18 protein-coding genes are annotated in these 20127 nt (G+C 66.2%); 10 read left to right on the top strand and 8 right to left on the bottom strand.

Going from position 1 to position 20127, the window contains the following annotated elements:
* Positions 1-73 precede the first annotated feature (73 nt).
* The 9 genes from JNG39_RS15430 to pilH all read left to right on the top strand — a co-directional run bounded on the left by JNG39_RS15430 (position 74) and on the right by pilH (position 11010).
* Entirely contained in the window at positions 74-1174 is a 1101-nt protein-coding gene (locus tag JNG39_RS15430) for a sterol desaturase family protein (RefSeq protein WP_368312734.1), read from the top strand.
* Positions 1175-1247: 73 nt separating this feature from the next.
* Positions 1248-2450, top strand: a complete 1203-nt coding sequence (locus JNG39_RS15425; protein ID WP_368312732.1) for a cupin domain-containing protein — start codon at positions 1248-1250, stop codon at positions 2448-2450.
* The gene (locus JNG39_RS15420) at positions 2447-2941 is read left to right on the top strand and encodes a hypothetical protein (RefSeq protein WP_368312731.1); all 495 of its coding nucleotides are present in this window, start codon (positions 2447-2449) and stop codon (positions 2939-2941) included. Before JNG39_RS15425 ends, JNG39_RS15420 begins: the two co-directional genes overlap by 4 nt.
* Before the next feature lie 134 nt (positions 2942-3075).
* Positions 3076-5925, top strand: coding sequence for a 2-oxoglutarate dehydrogenase E1 component (locus JNG39_RS15415; protein ID WP_368312730.1), 2850 nt, complete (start codon positions 3076-3078; stop codon positions 5923-5925).
* Positions 5926-5932: 7 nt separating this feature from the next.
* Entirely contained in the window at positions 5933-7141 is a 1209-nt protein-coding gene (odhB, locus tag JNG39_RS15410) for a 2-oxoglutarate dehydrogenase complex dihydrolipoyllysine-residue succinyltransferase (protein ID WP_368312729.1), read from the top strand.
* Between the two features lie 113 nt (positions 7142-7254).
* A complete protein-coding gene (lpdA, locus tag JNG39_RS15405; protein ID WP_368312728.1) occupies positions 7255-8682 on the top strand; it encodes a dihydrolipoyl dehydrogenase in 1428 nt (475 codons plus the stop codon).
* A 234-nt stretch (positions 8683-8916) separates the two neighbouring features.
* Positions 8917-9516 (top strand): TIGR00730 family Rossman fold protein, encoded by a 600-nt coding sequence (locus tag JNG39_RS15400; RefSeq protein WP_368312727.1) that lies wholly within the window; start codon positions 8917-8919, stop codon positions 9514-9516.
* A 10-nt stretch (positions 9517-9526) separates the two neighbouring features.
* Positions 9527-10516 carry an acryloyl-CoA reductase gene (locus JNG39_RS15395; protein WP_368312725.1) on the top strand — a complete coding sequence of 330 codons (990 nt, stop codon included), beginning with the start codon at positions 9527-9529 and terminating at the stop codon, positions 10514-10516.
* Positions 10517-10644: 128 nt separating this feature from the next.
* Positions 10645-11010 carry a twitching motility response regulator PilH gene (pilH, locus tag JNG39_RS15390; protein ID WP_368312723.1) on the top strand — a complete coding sequence of 122 codons (366 nt, stop codon included), beginning with the start codon at positions 10645-10647 and terminating at the stop codon, positions 11008-11010.
* A 232-nt stretch (positions 11011-11242) separates the two neighbouring features.
* Here pilH and JNG39_RS15385 read toward each other — a convergent pair whose 3' ends face one another.
* The gene (locus tag JNG39_RS15385; protein ID WP_247367526.1) at positions 11243-12148 is read right to left on the bottom strand and encodes a DnaJ C-terminal domain-containing protein; all 906 of its coding nucleotides are present in this window, start codon (positions 12146-12148) and stop codon (positions 11243-11245) included.
* Between the two features lie 97 nt (positions 12149-12245).
* Positions 12246-12698, bottom strand: coding sequence for an Hsp20/alpha crystallin family protein (locus tag JNG39_RS15380; RefSeq protein ID WP_368312721.1), 453 nt, complete (start codon positions 12696-12698; stop codon positions 12246-12248).
* Between the two features lie 160 nt (positions 12699-12858).
* On the opposite strand from JNG39_RS15380, the gene JNG39_RS15375 reads away from it, so the two are divergent.
* Positions 12859-13341, top strand: coding sequence for a peroxiredoxin (locus JNG39_RS15375; RefSeq protein ID WP_368312719.1), 483 nt, complete (start codon positions 12859-12861; stop codon positions 13339-13341).
* Positions 13342-13414: 73 nt separating this feature from the next.
* Here the strand turns inward: JNG39_RS15375 and gyrA are convergent, their stop codons facing one another.
* The 6 genes from gyrA to JNG39_RS15345 all read right to left on the bottom strand — a co-directional run bounded on the left by gyrA (position 13415) and on the right by JNG39_RS15345 (position 20078).
* Positions 13415-16045: a DNA gyrase subunit A gene (gyrA, locus tag JNG39_RS15370; RefSeq protein WP_368312716.1), complete on the bottom strand. Its 2631-nt coding sequence runs from the start codon at positions 16043-16045 to the stop codon at positions 13415-13417.
* Between the two features lie 140 nt (positions 16046-16185).
* Positions 16186-16599, bottom strand: coding sequence for a GtrA family protein (locus tag JNG39_RS15365; protein ID WP_368312713.1), 414 nt, complete (start codon positions 16597-16599; stop codon positions 16186-16188).
* Entirely contained in the window at positions 16596-17609 is a 1014-nt protein-coding gene (gene mtnA, locus JNG39_RS15360; protein ID WP_368312711.1) for an S-methyl-5-thioribose-1-phosphate isomerase, read from the bottom strand. Before mtnA ends, JNG39_RS15365 begins: the two co-directional genes overlap by 4 nt.
* Positions 17610-17662: 53 nt before the next feature.
* The gene (locus JNG39_RS15355; RefSeq protein WP_368312708.1) at positions 17663-18160 is read right to left on the bottom strand and encodes a DUF2165 family protein; all 498 of its coding nucleotides are present in this window, start codon (positions 18158-18160) and stop codon (positions 17663-17665) included.
* Positions 18157-19224 (bottom strand): class III poly(R)-hydroxyalkanoic acid synthase subunit PhaC, encoded by a 1068-nt coding sequence (locus JNG39_RS15350; RefSeq protein ID WP_368312706.1) that lies wholly within the window; start codon positions 19222-19224, stop codon positions 18157-18159. Before JNG39_RS15350 ends, JNG39_RS15355 begins: the two co-directional genes overlap by 4 nt.
* Entirely contained in the window at positions 19221-20078 is an 858-nt protein-coding gene (locus JNG39_RS15345; protein WP_368312704.1) for a poly(R)-hydroxyalkanoic acid synthase subunit PhaE, read from the bottom strand. Before JNG39_RS15345 ends, JNG39_RS15350 begins: the two co-directional genes overlap by 4 nt.
* Positions 20079-20127 lie beyond the last annotated feature (49 nt).

The following is a 20127-nucleotide window of genomic DNA, read 5'->3' as shown; positions in this document are numbered from 1 at the left end:
GAGGCGTGAAGCTTAATGATGTCACCGACTGCGTGCACGCTGGCGCGCCGTCCCTTGCCGAGGTCGTCGTCCCATGTTCGCGCCGTGGTCCCACCTGGTCGATGCAACGAGCATCCACGCCGTCGTCCCGTTCCTGCACCTGCTGCACCTGGACGGCCTGGCCGGCGACCCGCGCGAAATCGCCGAAGCCATCCTCATCTCGCTGTTGCAGGTGGGCATCATCGCTTTTCTGTTCCGCCCGCTCGAATCGGTGATTCCCGCGGAACGGTGGACGCACCGCCGACTCACGCGCGTGGACTGGCAATACACCCTGATGATGCTGCTGGGTATCTTCCCGATGTTCAGCTACCTGGTGCTCACGCCGATCAGCCATTACTTCGGCGGCGGCGACGATTCGCCCGGCGATACGTCGCTGCTCGGCATCACTCATCTGATCCCGGCCCTGGCGAACCATCCGCTGCTGCTCTTCATCGTCTATTACGCCATTTACGACCTGGTCTACTACTGGATGCACCGCCTGCAGCATGCCCTGCCCTGGTGGTGGGCCCTGCACAGCATGCACCACAGCACGCGGCAGATGAGCTGCTGGACGAACGACCGCGGCAGCCTCGTCGACGGCTTCCTGCAATCGATGGTGCTGGCGGGCGTCGGCGTGGTGATCGGCGTGGCGCCGGTGGACTTCGCCTGGCTGATGCTGGCGGGCGAGCTGGTGCAGAACTTCTCCCACGCCAACGTGCGCGTGCGCTTTGGGCCCGTGTTCGACCGCGTACTGGTCTCGCCGGTGTTCCATCGCCTGCACCACATGCTGGTGGACCCGGACCGCCCCACCCTGCACAACTGCAACTTCGGCCAGGTGTTCTCGATCTGGGACGTGGTCTTCGGCACGGCGCTCTACGGCGAGGCCATCCGGCCGACGGGCGTGGGCGATCCCATGGTGGACGCGGACAACGACAAGGGCCTGGTCGGGCTGCACTGGGCGGCGTTCCGACGGTTCTGGGGGGCGGTCACCTGCAAGGCCGGATGGACGCTGGGCGACGTGGCGTTCGGTGAGGATCACCGGCCGGTGTCGGTGAAGGAGATCGATCTGCATGCGTTGGAGGCCGGCCGGGGAATCGTAGAGGTACGGCAACCGGTTATCGCCGATGCGATCGGCTCCCACCCCTCCGGTAGCTAGACCTCGCCTACCGGAGGGGTGGGAGCCGATCGCATCGGCGAATTCAAGCTGCCTCGCGGCTACAATGCCGCCCATGGCCATCCAGACCCCCACCCGCAAACCCCTCCCCATCGAAGTGCGCGGCAGCGCCAGCCAGCCGCTCGGCATGAGCGCCACGCAGTTCCTGCGTGACTACTGGCAGAAACGCCCGCTGCTCATCCGCAACGCCTTCCCCGGTTTCGAGCCCCCGATCCAGCCCGACGACCTCGCCGGCCTGGCCTGCGAGGAAGGCGTGCTGTCGCGTCTCATCGTCCACGACGAAAAGCGCGACCGCTGGACGGTGAAGACCGGCCCGTTCGACGAGGCCCAGTTCGGCAAGACGCCGAAGCGCGACTGGACCCTGCTCGTGCAGGATGTCGACAAGTGGGATACCGACGTCGCGGCGCTGCTGGATACGTTCGCTTTCCTGCCGACCTGGCGCGTGGACGACATCATGATCTCCTACGCCGAGGAAGGCGGCGGCGTGGGTGCGCACGTCGACCAGTACGACGTGTTCCTGCTGCAGGGCCTCGGCCAGCGGCACTGGGCCATCAGCGACGACCCCGATGCACCGCTCGACTTCCGCGACGACGTGGAACTGAAGCAGCTGAAGACCTTCGAGCCCACCCACGAGTGGCTGCTCGAACCGGGCGACATGCTTTACCTGCCGCCCGGGGTGCCGCACGACGGCGTGGCCATCGGCAACTGCATGACGCTTTCGGTGGGCATGCGCGCGCCTTCGCAGGCCGAACTCACCGGCGACCTCGCCGACTTCCTCGCCGAGCGCATGCCCGACGAGCTGCGCTACACCGACCCCGACCTCACGCCCGCCAAACGCGCCGGCGAGATCGACGCGGCCGCGTTGAACCGTGTGCGCCAGGCCCTGCCCTTCGCCGCCGCGCTCGACCGCGAGCTGCTCGCCGACTGGTTCGGCCGCTTCATCACCCGCTACCGCAACGCGCAGGAGCCGGTGGCGTCGCCCAAGCCGGTCACGCCCGCCGCGCTGGAGAAGGCGCTCGACGGCGGCGCCGGCATCGTCCGCCATCCCTATGCCCGGATCGCCTGGGTGCGCGGCCGCAAGGACGCCACCCTGTACGTGAGCGGCCACGCCTACGAATGCCCGGTCGACCTGGCCGAACGCCTCGCGGGCGAGCGCGACATCGCCTTCGACCGGCCGCCGACCGCCGCCGAGAAGGCGGTGTTGCTGGCCCTGGTCAACGACGGCATGGTGGCCGTGCGCAAGGGGCGCCGCCGGTGAGCGATACGGCGGACATGCGCCTGGAAGCCGGCGATCGCGCCGGTCTCGAGGCCGCCCATGTCCGCCTGCTAGTCCAGGCCCGCCACCGTGCCTGCCTCTATCTGCCGCTGCTCGAGCCTGGCTTGTTCGACAGCGAGGCCGCGCTGACCGAACTGCGCCGACTGGCCACCAGCGGCCGCCACGCCCGCGTGCGCATCCTCACCCACGATGCCAACCGCGCCCACCGCGACGGCCACCGCCTGCTCGCCCTCGTCCAGCGCCTCCCCACCGCCATGAGCATCCGGGTACCCACCGACGAGACCCACCTCGGCTACGGATCGGCCTTCGTCACCGACGAGGCCGGTGCGTTTCTGTTCAGGCCCGTGGCCACCCGCTTCGACGCCGAGGGCGCCCTCGGCCAGCCCGGCCAGACCTCTCGATTGACGGCCTATTTCGACGAAGTCTGGGAGCGGGCCGAGCCGGCCTGGGAGATAAGACCACTGGGCATCTGACGCAAGCCGGCCATGCGCGAATGGGTTGGCGCGGCAACGCAGCACGGGGCTATAATTAACGGATTCTTAGTGCCGCGTGGGGCATCCCCATGCCTTACGCGACACCCCGCCCTTGTCCGTCTGCCGGTGGTGACGTGAGCGCAAACCTGATCCGCGAGTTTTCCGAATCCTCCCAACTCGCCGGCGGAAACGCCGATTACGTAGAGCAAGTCTACGAAGCCTGGCTGGCCGATTCCGGCGCCGTCCCGGCCGAATGGGACGCCTATTTCAAGTCGTTCAAGGGCCGCGAGGCGGGTGATACCCCGCACTCCAGCGCCATCGCCCGCATCGAGGCCGCGCAGAAACAGCGCCGGGGCGCCGGTACGGCGACGGTCGCACCGACCGATGACGCCTACGCGCGCAAGCAGGCCGGCGTGCTCCGCCTGCTCACCGCCTACCGCTCGCGCGGCCACCTCGCCGCCCAGCTCGATCCCCTCGGCCTCACCGCCCCGGACATCGACGCACCGGATCTCGGCCTCGCCTTCCACGGCCTCTCCGACGCCGACCTCGACACCGAGTTCGACGCCGGCACGTTCGCCGGCGGCGGCCAGCGCCTGAAGCTGCGCGACCTGCTCGCGAAGCTCAAGAAGATCTACGCCGGCACCGTCGGCGCCGAGTTCATGTACATCTCCGACTACGATCAGCGGGCGTGGATCTACAGCCGGCTGGAAAAGGCCGAAGGCAAGCCGAACCTGCAGAAGACCGAAAGGGTTCGCGTCCTCGAGGCGCTCACCGCCGCCGAAGGCCTCGAGCGCTACCTGCACACCAAGTACGTCGGCCAGAAGCGCTTCTCGCTCGAAGGCGGCGACAGCCTCATCCCGATGGTCGACGACGTGGTCCGCGCCGCCGGCGACAACGGCGTGAAGGAAGTGGTCATCGGCATGGCCCACCGCGGCCGCCTCAACGTGCTGGTGAACATTCTCGGCAAGGCTCCCTCGCAGCTCTTCAACGAGTTCGAAGGCAAGTTCGAGCACGACGACAGCCCGATCCACACCGGCGACGTGAAGTACCACATGGGCTTCTCCGCCGACGTCAAGACGCCCAACGGCGGCGTGCACGTGGCGCTGGCCTTCAACCCGTCCCACCTCGAAATCGTCAACCCGGTGGTGGCCGGCTCGGTGCACGCGCGCCAGATGCGCCGCCGCGATACCGCGCGCGAGAAGTCGCTGGCCGTGCTCATCCACGGTGACGCGGCGTTCGCCGGCCAGGGTGTCAACATGGAGCTCCTGCAGATGTCGCAGGCCCGTGGCTTCGCCATCGGCGGCACGCTGCACCTGGTGGTCAACAACCAGGTGGGCTTCACCACCTCCAAGCGCGAGGACGCCCGCTCCACGCTCTACTGCACCGACCTGGCCAAGATGGTCAACGCGCCGGTGTTCCACGTGAACGGCGACGATCCGGAAGCCGTGATCCAGGTCACCCGCCTGGCTTACGAATTCCGCAAGCAGTTCAAGAAAGACGTGGTCATCGACCTGGTCTGCTACCGCCGCCACGGTCATAACGAGGCCGACGAGCCGGCGGCCACGCAGCCCCTGATGTACCAGGTGATCCGCAAGCGCCCGACCACGCGCGACCTCTACGCGCAGTCGCTCGTGAAGGACACCGTCATCGGTGCCGACGACGGCCAGAAGATGCTCGACGACTACCGCGGCCGCCTCGAGAAGGGTGAGCCGCTGATCTCGATCGACCCGAACCCGCAACGCGACATCGCCGTCGACTGGACCCGCTTCCAGGGCAACAAGCTGTCGATGGAAGTGAATACCGGCGTGTCGCGCGAGACGCTCGGCAAGGTGCTCGACACCATCCTCGACATCCCCTCCGACGTCACCCTGCACGCGCGCGTCGCCAAGATCTACGACGACCGCCGCAAGATGGCCGCCGGCGAACTGCCGGGCGACTGGGGCTTCGCCGAGAACCTCGCCTACGGCACGCTCATCGCCGAGGGCAACGACCTCCGCGTGGTGGGCCAGGATGCCGGCCGCGGCACGTTCTTCCACCGCCACGCGGTGCTGCACGACCAGAAGAGCGACGACACCTACATGCCGTTGCGCAAGGTGCGCGACGGGGCCCGCGTCGAGGTGATCGACTCGCTGCTCTCCGAAGAAGCCGTGATGGCCTTCGAATACGGCGAAGCCACCACCTCGCCCGACCAGCTCACGATCTGGGAAGGCCAGTTCGGCGACTTCGCCAACGGCGCCCAGGTGGTGATCGACCAGTTCATCAGCTCCGGCGAAGCCAAGTGGGACCGCCTCTGCGGCCTGGCGCTATTCCTTCCGCACGGCTACGAAGGCCAGGGACCGGAGCATTCCTCCGCGCGCCTGGAGCGCTTCCTGCAGCTGTGCGCCATGGACAACATGCAGGTCTGCGTGCCCACCACGCCGGCCCAGGCGTTCCACATGATCCGCCGCCAGCAGGTGCGCCCCGTGCGCAAGCCGCTGATCGTGATGACGCCCAAGTCGCTGCTGCGCCACAAGCTGGCCGTCTCCACGCTCGACGAACTGGCCAACGGCAAGTTCCAGCTGGTGATCGGCGAGCATCGCAACGTTGCGGCCAAGAAGGTCAAGCGCGTGGTGCTCTGCTCGGGCAAGGTCTACTACGACCTCCTCGAAGACGCCGAGAAGCGCGAACTCAACGACGTGGCCATCGTCCGCGTCGAGCAGCTCTATCCGTTCCCGCGCGCCGAAGTCTCGGCCGAGCTGGAGAAGTACCCCGCCGCCAAGGAAGTGGTGTGGTGCCAGGAAGAGCCGATGAACCAGGGCGCGTGGTTCCAGATCCGTCATCACCTGCAGGCCTGCGTCAACCCGAAGCAGAGCCTCTCGTACGCGGGCCGTTCGCGCTCGCCGTCGCCGGCCGCAGGCCATCTCAACACCCATATCGCCGAACAGACGGCGCTCGTCGAACAGGCGCTCGTCGCGCCGGTCGGCACCGATCACGCAGCGGAGTAAGACAAGCATGTCCATCGAAGTCAAAGTCCCGGTCCTGCCCGAGTCGGTCTCCGACGCGCTCATCGCCACCTGGCACAAGAAGGCCGGTGATGCCGTCAAGCGCGACGAAAACCTGCTCGACCTGGAAACCGACAAGGTCGTTCTCGAAGTACCGGCCCCGGTCGACGGCGTGCTGAAGGAAATCAAGTTCGAGGAAGGCGCCACCGTCACCAGCCAGCAGGTGATCGCGGTCATCGAGGAAGGCGCCGCCGCCGCGGCCCCGGCCCCGGCTCCCGCCCCGGCCGCCGCCGAAGCGCCCAAGGCCGAAAAGGCCGAGGCCAAGGAAGCGCCGAAGGGTGTCGACGAGCTCTCGCCCGCCGGCCGCCGCGTCGCCGTGGAAGAAAACATCGACCCGTCCACCGTCGCCGGCACCGGCCGCGACGGCCGCGTGACCAAGGAAGACCTGGTCAACGCCGGCAAGGGCGGCGCTGCTCCGGCGGCTCCCGCCACCCCGGCCGCCAAGCCCACGCCGGGTTCGCGTCCGGAAGAGCGCGTGCCGATGACCCGCATCCGCACCCGCATCGCCGAGCGCCTGATGCAGTCGAAGAACTCGATCGCGATGCTCACCTCGTTCAACGAAGTGAACCTCGCCGAGGTGGTGAAGCTGCGCAAGAGCCTGGGCGAGCAGTTCGAGAAGGCCAACGGCGTCAAGCTGGGCTTCATGAGCTTCTTCGTGAAGGCCGCCACCGAAGCGCTCAAGCGCTACCCGGTGATCAACGCCTCCGTCGACGGCAACGACATCATCTACCACGGCTACCAGGACATCTCGATCGCCGTGTCCACCGACAAGGGCCTGGTCACGCCGGTGCTGCGCGACGTGCAGGACATGTCCTTCGCCGACGTGGAAAAGGGCATCGTCGGCTACGCCAAGAAGGCCCGCGACGGCAAGCTCGGCCTGGACGACCTCCAGGGCGGCACCTTCACGATCACCAACGGCGGCACCTTCGGTTCGCTGCTGTCCACCCCGATCGTCAACCCGCCGCAAAGCGCCATCCTCGGCATGCACACCATCAAGGAGCGCCCGGTCGTGGAGAACGGCCAGGTGATCGCCGCCCCGATGATGTACCTGGCCCTGTCGTACGACCACCGCATCATCGATGGCCGCGACGCCGTGCTGTTCCTGGTCGACATCAAGAACCAGCTGGAAAACCCGCAGCGCATGCTGCTCGGCCTGTAATGGCCGGTTGAGAAGGCAAGCGTGAAGGCGGGAGTCGAAAGACTCCCGTTTTCATGTCACCGCCCCCATATCCAGCGGTAGCGAATACCGCCGTTTCATCCGGAGCTAAGCAAATGAGCGAGAAGTTCGACGTCATCGTCATCGGTGCCGGCCCCGCGGGCTATGTGGCCGCGATCCGCGCCGCCCAGCTGGGCCTGAAGACCGCCGTGGTCGACGCCTTCGTCGGCAAGGACGGCAAGGCCGCGCTGGGCGGCACCTGCCTCAACGTGGGTTGCATCCCCTCCAAGGCGCTGCTGGATTCGTCCAAGCAGTTCCACAACCTTACGCACAACTTCAAGGATCACGGCATCACGGCCGAGAATCCGAAGATCGACATCGCGACCTTCATCGGTCGCAAGGACAAGATCGTCAAGCAGTTCACCGGCGGCGTCGCGATGCTGTTCAAGGCGAACAAGATCACGTCGTACTTCGGCAAGGGCAAGCTGCTCAAGGGCAACGAGGTCGAAGTCACCGGCAACGACGGCGCCAAGCAGACGATCTCGGCCACCAACGTCATCCTCGCCTCGGGCTCGGTGCCCATCGAGCTGCCGTTCGCCAAGTTCGACGGCAAGCACATCATCGACAACACCGGCGCCCTCGACATCGACGCCGTGCCCAAGCGCCTGGGCGTGATCGGCGCGGGCGTGATCGGCCTCGAGCTCGGCAGCGTGTGGAAGCGTCTCGGCGCCGACGTGACGGTGCTCGAAGCCCTGCCGAAATTCCTCGCCGTGGCCGACCAGGACATCGCCAAGATGGCCGCCCGCGAGTTCGCCAAGCAGGGGCTGGACATCAAGGTCAACGCCAAGGTCACCAAGGCGGAGATCAAGGGCGACGAAGTGCACGTCAGCTACACCGACAAGGACGGCGCCGAGCAGAGCCTGGTGGTCGACAAGCTGCTGGTGGCCGTGGGCCGCCGCGCCTACACCGACGGCCTGCTGGCCGACGACACCGGCGTGAAGCTCGACGAGCGCGGCCGCATCGTGGTCGACGCGCACAACCACACCGGCGTCGACGGCGTCTGGGCGATCGGCGACGCCGTGCGCGGCCCGATGCTCGCGCACAAGGGCTCGGAAGAAGGCGTGATGGTGGCCGAACTCATCGCCGGCAAGCCGGGTCATGTCAACCTCGACACCGTGCCCTGGGTCATCTACACCGAGCCGGAAATCGCCTGGGTCGGCAAGACCGAAGAGCAGCTCAAGGAAGAAGGCATCCCGTATCGCACGGGCGCCTTCCCGTTCGCCGTCAACGGCCGTGCCGTGGCGATGAACGAAGGCATCGGCCAGGTCAAGATGATCGCCCACGCCGAAACCGACCGCATCCTCGGCGTGCACATGGTCGGCCCGGTGGTTTCCGAGCTGATCCATGAATGCGTGGTGGCGATGGAGTTCAAGGGCTCGTCCGAAGACCTCGCCCGCATCGTCCACGCCCACCCGGCGCTGAGCGAAGTGGTGCACGAGGCGGCCCTCGCCGTCGACAAGCGCGCCATCCACAAGGGCAACTGATCGCCCCTGTTGGCAAAAGCCCGTCCATGCGCAAGCATGGGCGGGCTTTGTCGTTTTGAAACGGGTGTTTTTACCCGATCGCACTCGCGACCTGGAATCGCCGATACGATCGGCTCCCACCCCTTCGGTAGGCAGGTTGCTCGTACTTTGCCACCGAAGGGGTGGGAGCCGATCGTATCGGCGAAGCGCTTCGCCAAGCGTGCGATCAGGTAAACACATCGGAGGTTTCGTCACATGCGTGAGATCAAATCCCTCTGCGTCTACTGCGGTTCCAGCAGCGGTTCGCGCCCCGAATACGTCGAAGCGGCGAAGGCCTTCGGCACGCGGCTCGCCCACGAAGGCATCGCGCTCGTCTACGGCGGTGGCAAGGTCGGGCTCATGGGCACCGTGGCCGACGCCGTGCTCGCCGAAGGGGGCCGCGTCATCGGCGTCATTCCGCGCCAGCTGGTCGAGAAGGAAGTCGCGCACCAGGGCCTGAGCGAGCTGCACGTGGTGGAAACGATGCACCAGCGCAAGACGCGCATGTATGAACTCTCCGATGCCTTCGTCGCCCTGCCCGGTGGCTTCGGCACCATGGACGAGATGTTCGAGATGCTCACCTGGGCCCAGCTTGGCCTGCACACCTATCCGTGCGCGTTCCTCGACGTGCTCGGCTTCTACTCGGGCCTCGCCGCCAGCATGGACCACATGGTGAGCGAGGGTTTCGTCAAGAAGATCCAGCGCGACCAGGTCTGGTTCGGCGCCAGCATCGACGCGCTGTTCGACTGGATGAAGCGCTACGAATCCACCTTCGTGCCCAAATGGATCACGGCAAGCACCGTCGACAGTCACTGAGGAGTAAACGATGAACGCGTTTCGAGCCTTCCGTATCCGCCAGGAGGATGCCGGCTGTCGTGGCCGCATCGAGACCGTCGCTCTCGACGACCTCACGCCAGGCCAGGTGGTCGTCCGTGCCGAATGGTCGTCGGTGAACTACAAGGATGCCCTCGCCGGCACCGGCAAGGGCAAGATCCTTCGAACGTTCCCCCTGAACGGTGGCATCGACGTGGCCGGTACGGTAATCCAGTCCACCGATCCGGCCTACCGCGAGGGCGACAAGGTGCTCGCCACCGGTAGCGGCCTTTCCGAGACGATCGACGGCGGCTACTCCGAATACGTGCGCCTGCCCTCGGTGACGGTGATTCCCCTGCCCGCCTCGCTGAGCACCCGCGAGGCGATGATCATCGGCACCGCCGGCTACACGGCCGCGCTGGCGCTGCTGCAGATGACCTTCAACCGGCAGTCGCCCTCGATGGGGCCGATCGCCATCACCGGCGCCACGGGCGGCGTGGGCATGCTGGGCATCGACATCTTCAGCGGCGCAGGCTACGAAGTGCACGCGATCAGCGGCAAGGCCGATCGCTTCGAGGCCCTGCGCGCCCTCGGCGCCAGCGAGTGCGTCGACCGCCATACCCTCACCTTCAGCGGCCGCCCCATGGATTCGGCGCGCTACGGTGGCCTGCTGGACAACGTGGGCGGCGACACCCTGGCCGGGCTCCTGCCCCTCATCGCCCCCTACGGCAACGCCGCCATCTGCGGCCTGGCCGGCAGTCCGGAGCTGCACACCACGGTGATGCCCTTCATCATCCGCGGCGTGAGCGTGCTGGGCGTGGCCTCGGCCGGAAGCCCGCGCGACATTCGCGAGGAAGTGTGGCGCCGCCTGTCCGGCGAATGGCGCCCCCGCCACCTCGACACGATCTGCACGCGCGAGGTGTCATTGGACGATGTCGCGGGGGTTTTCGATGGCATGCTCGCGGGTGGGTCGTTCGGTCGCACGGTGGTGCGCATCGGATAGTTGCCGTTGCGACAATATCGCCGGCCGGTAGAATGGCTCCGCCGGAAGCGCATCGCGCGACGTTTTTTCGTCGCCTGGGCGCCGTATCCAAGAAAAGACACATCGGGCACCGTCCCGGGGGAAAGTGAATGGCTCGTATCCTGATCGTCGACGATTCGCCGTCGCAGCTGCTTGGCATCAAGCGCATCGTTGAAAAGCTGGGCCATGAGGCCATCACTGCCGAGGACGGCGCCGCAGGCGTCGAGGCCGCCAAGCGCGAGCTGCCCGACCTGATCCTGATGGACGTGGTCATGCCCAACCTCAACGGTTTCCAGGCCACGCGCACGATCGCCAAGGAAGACAGCACCAAGCACATCCCGATCATCCTGGTGACCACGAAGGACCAGGACACGGACAAGGTGTGGGGCTTGCGTCAGGGCGCGAAAGCTTACGTGGTGAAGCCGATCAAGGAAGAGGAGCTGGTGTCGGCGCTGAAGGAACATCTGCCGGGCTGACGCGCTTTGCCAGGTGCGGGCCTCGCTCGGCAGGAGCCGCTTTAGCGGCAATGGCCGGTCGCGACACGGTTAGGCATCGCCGATGAATCGGCTCCTACCGAGCAAGGGCAAACGCCTGCATCGTGCCGCACCCTGCTTAGTAGGAGCCGCTTCAGCGGCGATAGCAGGTCGCGACACCGTTAGGCATCGCCGATGAATCGGCTCGTACGCGGCAAAGGCGCTTCAGTGCTCCCTATCGCCGCGGATCGAACCCCGCGAACGCTTCCTTGAACTCGGCATACGCCGCCTGCTCTTCATGCGTTTCCGGCACGGGAACGCGGATTTCCAGCACCACGATCTGGTCGCCCGGCTCCGAACCAGGCAGACCACGCCCCTTCAGCCGCAGCTTGCGCCCGGACTGCGATCCCGACGGAATGCGCAGGTCCACATGCCCACCCAGGGTCGGCACGGGCACCGTCGCGCCCAGGGCGGCCTCCCAGGGCGAGATCGGCAGCACATGGGTCACCGTGCGCCCATCGAGGCGGAAACGGGCATCCTCGCGGACGCCGATCTCCAGCAGCAGATCGCCCGCCGGGCCGCCGCCCGCACCAGGGTGCCCCTGCCCCGACAGACGGATCGTCTGGCCCGATACGATGCCGGCGGGAATCTTCACCTCCAGCACGCGCTCGCCACCGGACGAGTCGTTGAGTACGACGCGGGTCTTGCCACCGGTGTAGACGGTCTCGAGATCGGTCTCGATCTTCGCCTGGATATCGCGTCCGCGACGGGCCTGGGGCTGTCCGCGGCCCGCACGGGCGCCGCCGCCGAACAGGCTCTCGAAGAAGTCGCTGAAGTCGCCGCGACCTCCCATGTCGCCGAAATCGAAGCCGCCGCCTTGCTGTCCCCAGCCCGGCGGCGGGCGGAACTGCTCGCCCTGGCGATAACCGCCGGCGCGGAACTGGTCGTAGGCCCGGCGTTTCTCCGGATCCTTCAGCGCCTCGTTGGCCTCGTTGACGGCCTTGAACTTCTCTTCCGCCCCCGGCTCCTTGTTCTTGTCCGGGTGGTATTTGCGGGCAAGCTTGCGGTACGCCGCCTTGATCTCGGCGTCGCTCGCGTCGGGCTTGACCCCGAGAATCTCGTAATAATCCTTGAACTCCACAGGCTCTCCCGGGCTTGTGTCGAATACCGAATAACCCATACACATGGCCCGCGGTGGACCGAACCACCGCGGGCCAGACTGTCAAGCTTAGACCGAATCAGCCCGCAGCGTTGACGGTGATGCGACGCGGCGCACTTTCCGCCTTTTTCGGGATGGCGATTTCGAGCACGCCGTTGCGGCTGGAGGCGGTCACGCCCTCGGCATCGGCACTTTCCGGCAGGTTGAAGCTACGGCGAAAACCGCCCGTGACACGCTCGACGCGAGCGTATTTACCCTCGGTCTCGCTGCTGTAGGCCTTGCGCTCACCCTTGATGCTCAGCACGTTCTTGTCCATCTGGATGTCGATGTCGGCCAGGTCCACGCCCGGCAGGTCGGCCAGGATGAGGAAGCGTCCCTCTTCCTCGCGAATGTCCACGCGCGGCGACCAGGCGCTCTCCGTGGCGCTGCTGGCGGGGGCGATGTCGCTGCCGAAGATATGTTCGAAGGCGGCACGAAGATCCCCGCCCAGCAACGGCGCGCGACGGAACGTGATGTGACGAAGCTCGTTCATCTGGTTGACTCCCTTAAAGTTTTTCGGCCCGCTGGCCGTCTGGAATCCAACATATGAGCGCGCTGCGGCGATTCAAGAGGCCGACCGCGACGGTTGGTGACGCTTCAGCTTCACGGCGCTCGCGTACACTCGGGACTTTCCTCCCACCAAGGCCCGCATCATGACCATCGCAGTCGGCGATCGCATTCCGGAAGCCACCGTCGCCGTCTTCAAGGACGGTATCCAGACCCACACATCCACCGAGTTGCTCGGCGAAGGCAAGATCGTGGTGTTTGCCGTGCCGGGCGCGTTTACGCCCACCTGCTCGAACCGTCACCTACCGGGCTACATCCAGCATATCGACGATTTCGCCCAGCGCGGCGTGAAGGTGTTCTGCCTGTCCGTGAACGACGCCTTCGTCATGGACGCCTGGGGCAAGGAGCGCGGCATCCCCGAGAGCCTGGTCATGCTCGCGGACGGCAATGCGGCCTTCACCAAGGCGCTGGGGCTCGAACTGGACGGCACGAAGAACGGCATGGGCATTCGCGCGAAGCGTTTCGCCATGTACCTCGAGGATGGCGTGGTGAAGGTGCTGAACGTCGAGGCGCCGGGCGAATTCAAGGTGTCGTCGGCCGAAGCGATGCTGGAAGCCATCGGCGACTGAGCCTCACGTCGCATCCTCGAATCGCGCAGCGAGATGCCCAAAAAAAAACCCGCCTTTCGGCGGGTTCTTTTCATCAGGCCTCCGGCGAATCGCCTTCGCCGTTTACCGGCCCGGACTCGACCGGCGGCATGTCCGCCGCAGCCTCGCCGCTGGGCGTTTCGCCCTCGCCTTCCGGCTCGTCTTCGGCCTCGATGCGGACGACACCGATGAGGGTTTCGTCCTTCGGCAGCTTGATCAGCGTGACGCCCTGCGTGTTGCGGCCGACCTGCGCCACCTCGGACACGCGCGTGCGCACCAGCGTGCCCTGGTCGGAGATCAGCATCACCTGCTGGGCCTCGGTGACCTGCGTGGCGGCGACGAGATGGCCGTTGCGCTCCGAGCACTGGATGGCGATCACGCCCTGCGTGCCGCGCCCCTTCTTCGGGAACTCGTCGAGCACCGTGCGCTTGCCGTAGCCGCGCTCGGTGGCGGTGAGGATGTCGCCGTCGCCATGGGCGACGATAAGCGAGACCACCACCGCGTCGTCCGCGAGCAGCATGCCGCGCACGCCGGTGGCGGTGCGGCCCATCGAACGCACCTTGTTTTCGTCGAAGCGCACGGACTTGCCGTTGGACGCGAACAGCAGCACGTCGCTCTCGCCGTTGGTCATCGCCACGTCCACCAGCGCATCGCCCTCGTCGAGGCTGATGGCGGCCTTGCCCTTCTGCAGCTGGAAGGCGAACTCGGTGAGCGGGGTCTTCTTCACCGTGCCCTTGCGGGTGGCGAAGAACACGTAGCAGCTCGGGTCGTAGTCACGCACCGGCAGCAAGGCCTGCACCTTCTCGCCCTCGGCCAGCGGCAACAGGTTGACGATGGGCTTGCCGCGCGCGCCCGGGCCGGCTTCGGGCATCTGGTAGACCTTGAGCCAGTAGACGCGACCGGTGCTGGTGAAGGTGAGCAGCGTATCGTGGGTGTTCACCACCCACAGCTGCTGCACGACGTCTTCGTCCTTCAGCGCCGACGCCGAACGCCCCTTGCCGCCACGGCGCTGCGCACGATAGAGGCTGGCCGGCTGACGCTTGACGTACCCGGTATGCGACAGCGTGACCACCACGTCTTCCGGCGCGATCAGGTCGAGGACGTTGAGGTCTTCCTGCGAGTGCTGGATCTCGGTGCGGCGTGCGTCGCCGTAATCGGTACGGATCTGTTCGAGTTCTTCGCGGATGACCTCGAGCAGGCGCACCGGGTTCTCGAGGATCTCGATGAGCCCGCGGATGGTTTCGAGGATCTCGCGATATTCGTCGGAAAGCTTCTCCTGCTCCAGGCCGGTGAGGCGGTGCAGGCGCATCTGCAGGATCTCGGTGGCCTGGGCTTCGGACAGCTGGTAGCCGTCGTCACGCAGGCCGTCGCGTGGATCCATGTCTTCCGGACGGGAGGCGGCGGCACCGGCGGCGCCCAGCATCGCGCGCACCATGCCCGGCTCCCAGCGACGGGCGACCATACGCTCGCGGGCCTCCTGCGAGGACGCCGACGTGCGGATGAGCTCGATCATCTCGTCGATGTTGGCGAGCGCGACCGTGAGACCTTCGAGGATGTGCGCACGCTGGCGGGCCTTGCGCAGCTCGAAGATGGTACGGCGGGTGACCACCTCGCGGCGATGGCGGATGAACGCCTCGATGATGTCCTTGAGGTTGAGCAGCTTGGGCTGGCCGTCGAGCAGCGCCACCATGTTGATGCCGAAGGTGACCTGCAGCTGCGTCTGCTGGAACAGGTTGTTCAGCACCACGTCGGCCATGGCATCACGACGGATCTCGATGACCACGCGCATGCCGTCCTTGTCGGACTCGTCGCGCAGTTCGCTGATGCCTTCGAGCTTCTTCTCCTTGACCAGCTCGGCGATCTTTTCGATCAGGCGTGCCTTGTTCACCTGGTAAGGCAGCTCGTGGACGATGATCGTCTCGCGCCCGTTGGCCTCGGTCTCGATCTCGGTGCGCGCACGCACGAGGATGCGGCCGCGACCGGTGCGGTACGCCTCGACGATGCCCGAGGAGCCGTTGATGATGCCGGCGGTGGGGAAGTCCGGGCCGGGGATGTGGGTCATCAGCTCGTCGACGCCCAGCGAGGGCTCCTCGATGAGCGCCAGCGTGGCGTTGATGACCTCGGTCATGTTGTGCGGCGGGATGTTCGTCGCCATGCCGACCGCGATGCCGGCCGAACCGTTGACGAGCAGGTTCGGCACGCGGGTGGGAAGCACCAGCGGCTCGCTCTCGCTCTCGTCGTAGTTGGGGCCGAAGTCGACGGTTTCCTTGTCGATGTCGGCGAGCAGCTCGTGCGTGAGGCGCGCCATGCGCACCTCGGTGTATCGCATGGCCGCGGCGTTGTCGCCGTCGACCGAACCGAAGTTGCCCTGGCCGTCGACCAGCATGTAACGCAGCGAGAACGGCTGGGCCATGCGGACGATGGTGTCGTAGACCGACGCGTCGCCGTGCGGATGGTATTTACCGATCACGTCACCGACGACGCGCGCCGATTTCTTGTAGGGCTTGTTCCAGGCATTGCCCAGTTCGTTCATCGCGAACAACACGCGCCGGTGCACCGGCTTGAGTCCGTCGCGCACGTCGGGCAGCGCGCGCCCGACGATGACGCTCATCGCATAGTCGAGATAGCTCTGGCGCATCTCGTCTTCGATGTTGACGCGAATGACTTCTTTGGCGAGTTCTGCCATCAATCGACTTCCTGGATATCCGTGAAAATGCCCCCGCCGACCGCCGGATGTCGCGGCATGGCGACGCGGTCGACCCAACCCGACGATGATATCACAAAGGACGTCGAAAAGACAGTTAAAAAACCTTTGTATTCAATGACTTAAACAGTCGTTTTGACGGTGCGGAAAAGCACCGCGCGCGCCAACAGGAAGTTGGCGGCCGCGCCTGACACCGAGCCCGCGGCGACGGCCACCGCCGGCCACGCGTGGAGGGCGGGAAAAAGGTGCAGCGCCAGCACATAGGCGCCGTTGTTGAAGGCCGCGCCCACCAGCATGAGCCCGATCCAGTGCAGCCATTCGCTGCGGCTGTCGCGCCCCGATTCGCGATCGGCGAAGGTATGGTGGCGACTCCACCACCAGGTGAAGGTCGCCGCGACGAAAAACGACACGGCGCGCGCGCCGTAGGCGTTCCATCCGGCCATCCGCACCAGTCCCTGGGCGATGCCGCCGTCAATCACGAAGCCGATCAGTCCGCCCAGGGCGAACAGGGCGAATTCGCGACGCAGGCGCGTCACGGGAACATGATCCGCATCTGTTCTTCGTCGGGCTTCAGGATCACGCCGCGTTCGGTCACGATGGCATCGATCAGGTCGGCGGGCGTGACGTCGAAGACCGGGTTCCAGGCATCCGCGCCTTCGATCACCGTGCGCGTGCCGCCGACGGAAAGCAGTTCGGTCGCGTCGCGCAGCTCGATCTCGATGTCGTCGCCGCTGGCGGTGGCCATGTCGACGGTGGTGGAAGGCGCGACCACCATGAACTTCACGCCGTGGTGGCGCGCGGCGATGGCGAGCTGGTAGGTGCCGATCTTGTTCGCGGTGTCGCCGTTGGCGGCGATGCGGTCGGCGCCGACGATCACCCACTTCACCTTGCCTTCCTTCATGAGGTGGGAGGCGGCCGAGTCGGCGATGAGCCTCGCGGGAATGCCATCGCGGAAGAGCTCCCACATGGTCAGGCGCGCACCCTGCTGCCAGGGACGCGTTTCGCCCGCGTAGACATGATCGATGCGGCCGGCCTCGACGCCTGCGCGGATCACGCCCAGCGCCGTGCCGTAGCCCGCCGTGGCGAGCGAGCCGGTGTTGCAGTGGGTGATGACCTGCGATCCCGCTTCGATCAACGCGGCGCCGAGCTGGCCCATGTGACGGTTGGCGGCGAGGTCTTCGTCCTGGATGGCCTGGGCCTCGCGTTCCAGCGCGGCCGCATCGGCACCCGCGTCGATCCGCGCTTTCATGCGGTCGAGTGCCCACATGAGGTTCACCGCCGTGGGACGGGCGGCACGCAGCGTGGCGAGCGCATGCGGGAGGTCGTCTCCCGCCTTCGCCGCCAGCACCACGCCCCAGGCCGCGGCGATGCCGATGGCCGGTGCGCCACGCACGGCGAGATCGCGGATGGCGCGGGTGACATCGTCGGCGTTCACGCAGTCGAACCAGCGTTCCTCCGTCGGCAGGCGGCGCTGGTCGAGCAGGCACAGGCGGTCGCCGCGCCACTGGACGGCACGGATGGAATCGTGTGAGGTCGAGGCATTCATGCGTGGATTATCGCATGCCGGCCGCCACTGTCGCGGCGGTTCGCCGAGGTTGGTCAGGCTCCGGGTTCGCCGTCGGCCTGATTCACGAACACCAGCACGCCAAGCAACGCCATGTAAAACCTGAACGCGCTTTCCTGCCCGTTCCATGCCTTCGACTGCCACATGGCGAACCACTCGCCGCCCACCACCATGAAACCGAAGAACCAGACCATGAAGCCCACCGTGCAACCGGCGACGGCGAAACGCTTGGCCGCCTGGAACGCCACCGAGGAACGGCGTCGCGCCATCCACAATTCATACGCCCCCAACGCCAACAGCACGGCGGTCACGCCCTCGCCCGCGATGATCGCGACATAGGCCGCGTGCCAGGCGCCCGGCGAGGTGATCGCACGGCCCATCAGCGCATGACCGGGAAAGGTCGTATCCATCGACAACACGTGCCGCACGAATTCGAAGTTCGAGCCGTAGTCGATGAGATTGTCGAACGTGACCACCAAGGCGAAAGCCGCCAGCGAGAGCACCATCGCTATCTTCGACCAGCGCACGATCATCGTTCGTCGAGCCACTCATGGATGGCTGGCGGTACCAGTTTCTGCGCACGCCCGGATACGTAGATGCCGATGTGCCCGCCCGGGAACGCGAGCGCGGTGTAATCCTTGCTGCCGATCATGTCGCCGAGCGGCGTGGAGGCGGCCGGCGGCACCAGGTGATCCTGCTCGGCGTAGATGTTGAGCACGGGCTGGACGATCTTCTTCAGGTCGACCCTGCGCTCGCCGATCGTGGCCTCGCCTTTCATCAGCAGGTTCTTCTGGAAAAAATCGCGGGCGAACTGCCGGAAGGTTTCGCCGGCCTGGTCAGGCGAGTCGAAGATCCACTTTTCCATCCGAAGGAAGTTCTCTACCTCCTTAGGATTGTCGAGGATATCGACCAGGCCCACGTACTTCTGCTGATTCAGGCGCAGCGGCTTCAAGGTGAGGTAAGCGAAATTCATCAGGTCGGCGGGCACGTTGCCCACCGTGTCGACGAACAGGTCGATGTCGACGTTGCGCGCCCAGTGAGAGAGCATGTTGTCGGGCGTATGGAAGTCCACCGGCGTCACCATGGTGACGAGGTTGCGCACCTTCTCCGGATGCAGCGCCGCATAACACAGCGAGAATACGCCACCCTGGCAGATGCCCAGCAGATTCACCGCGTCCAGACCATGACGGCGGCGGACCACGTCGACGCAGCGATCGAGGTAACCGTCGATGTAATCCTCGAGCGTAAGCCAACGGTCGGCGCCGTCGGGATACCCCCAATCGATCAGGTAGACGTCTTCGCCTTGCTCGAGCAGGTTGCGCACCATCGAACGGTCTTCCTGGAGGTCGACCATCCACGGCGTGTTGACCAGCGCATAGCAGATCAGCAATGGCGTTTTCGCCGTGGGCTTGCCCTTGCCCTTGAAATGCCACAGCGTGAGCTTGTCTTCGGTGTAGACGGCCTCGCGAGGCGTCGAACCCAGCTCGATCGGCCCGACGTGCTTGAGCGTTTCGACGCCGGCCTCCAGCTTGCGCCGAAAAGCTTCGACCTCTTCACGAGCCCGCTCGGGGTCGATGTGGAAAGGGTTGTCGCTCATCGGGCCGGCCTCTTGCCCGCCGCCTTCTTCGCCGCTCTCTTGGGCTTGTCGCCACGCAGCGCGGCCAGTTCCGCCTTGAGCGACTCGACTTCGGCGGCCAGGCCCTGCATCTGCCTCAATTCGCGACGAACGGCTTGCAGGCGTTCCCCGAGGCTATCCACCTCCTTGCGCGTCGGCATGCCGGCCTGGACCGAGAAACGTTCGATCTGGCGCTGCTGGAGCACCTTCACGCGCATCTGCGCGTTGACCAGCGCCGCATAGACCTCGCGAAACTCCGTCGACAACGCCGCTTCCGCGTAGCTCTCTTCGGCGAGGTTCACCCAACGGTCGTAGAGCGAACGCATGGAGTCGGCGTCGGTCGGCGCCACCCGATCGCGCATGGCGGCGGACGCACGGTCGTGCACGCCCTGCAGCAACGACTGGTATCGCCCGAACTGCTCGGCATAGTCGATCCATGCCTTCAGCAGGGCCTGCTGCTCCTCCTGCTGCTCGCGGGTCAGCCCGAAGGCCGGCATCGACAAGGCTTCCCGGGTCACCCTCGCCCAATCGTCGAAGCGCTCGCTACCCGGCTGGGCGCCGGGTGGGGGACCGAAGGCGAACGGTGCCGCGCCGGGACCCGGCTGCCCGAAGGGCGGCACCGGGGCATCGAACGGCGATGCGGGAGACGCGCCTTGCATCACCGAACGCATCCAGTCGCCGTAACCGCCAAGGCTGGCGAAAAGCCGGGCGGCGATGTCGGCCTGCGGCGCGGCGTCCGGCTCGGGCTTGGGATCGAATTGCCGGGCCCAGGCCTGCACGCTGTCACGAACGAAGGCCTGGTACTGGTCGATGAAATCGTTGGGTTTGTCAGCCATGCCGGTATGGTACGGCACCCGGCGCGTGGGCGGCCGACAGCGGGGCCGG

The organism is Luteibacter sp. CQ10, assembly GCF_040900725.1.
GTDB lineage: Bacteria > Pseudomonadota > Gammaproteobacteria > Xanthomonadales > Rhodanobacteraceae > Luteibacter.
Note: the sequence above shows the minus strand (reverse complement) of the source record. Positions and strands in the feature narration are given on the sequence as shown.

Coding starts and splice junctions, on each gene's coding strand:
- JNG39_RS15430 (WP_368312734.1), top strand. CDS start 74: ATGTTCGCGCCGTGGTCCCACCTGGTCGATGCAACGAGCATCCACGCC.
- JNG39_RS15425 (WP_368312732.1), top strand. CDS start 1,248: ATGGCCATCCAGACCCCCACCCGCAAACCCCTCCCCATCGAAGTGCGC.
- odhB (WP_368312729.1), top strand. CDS start 5,933: ATGTCCATCGAAGTCAAAGTCCCGGTCCTGCCCGAGTCGGTCTCCGAC.
- lpdA (WP_368312728.1), top strand. CDS start 7,255: ATGAGCGAGAAGTTCGACGTCATCGTCATCGGTGCCGGCCCCGCGGGC.
- JNG39_RS15400 (WP_368312727.1), top strand. CDS start 8,917: ATGCGTGAGATCAAATCCCTCTGCGTCTACTGCGGTTCCAGCAGCGGT.
- JNG39_RS15395 (WP_368312725.1), top strand. CDS start 9,527: ATGAACGCGTTTCGAGCCTTCCGTATCCGCCAGGAGGATGCCGGCTGT.
- pilH (WP_368312723.1), top strand. CDS start 10,645: ATGGCTCGTATCCTGATCGTCGACGATTCGCCGTCGCAGCTGCTTGGC.
- JNG39_RS15380 (WP_368312721.1), bottom strand. CDS start 12,698: ATGAACGAGCTTCGTCACATCACGTTCCGTCGCGCGCCGTTGCTGGGC.
- JNG39_RS15375 (WP_368312719.1), top strand. CDS start 12,859: ATGACCATCGCAGTCGGCGATCGCATTCCGGAAGCCACCGTCGCCGTC.
- gyrA (WP_368312716.1), bottom strand. CDS start 16,045: ATGGCAGAACTCGCCAAAGAAGTCATTCGCGTCAACATCGAAGACGAG.
- mtnA (WP_368312711.1), bottom strand. CDS start 17,609: ATGAATGCCTCGACCTCACACGATTCCATCCGTGCCGTCCAGTGGCGC.
- JNG39_RS15355 (WP_368312708.1), bottom strand. CDS start 18,160: ATGATCGTGCGCTGGTCGAAGATAGCGATGGTGCTCTCGCTGGCGGCT.
- JNG39_RS15350 (WP_368312706.1), bottom strand. CDS start 19,224: ATGAGCGACAACCCTTTCCACATCGACCCCGAGCGGGCTCGTGAAGAG.
- JNG39_RS15345 (WP_368312704.1), bottom strand. CDS start 20,078: ATGGCTGACAAACCCAACGATTTCATCGACCAGTACCAGGCCTTCGTT.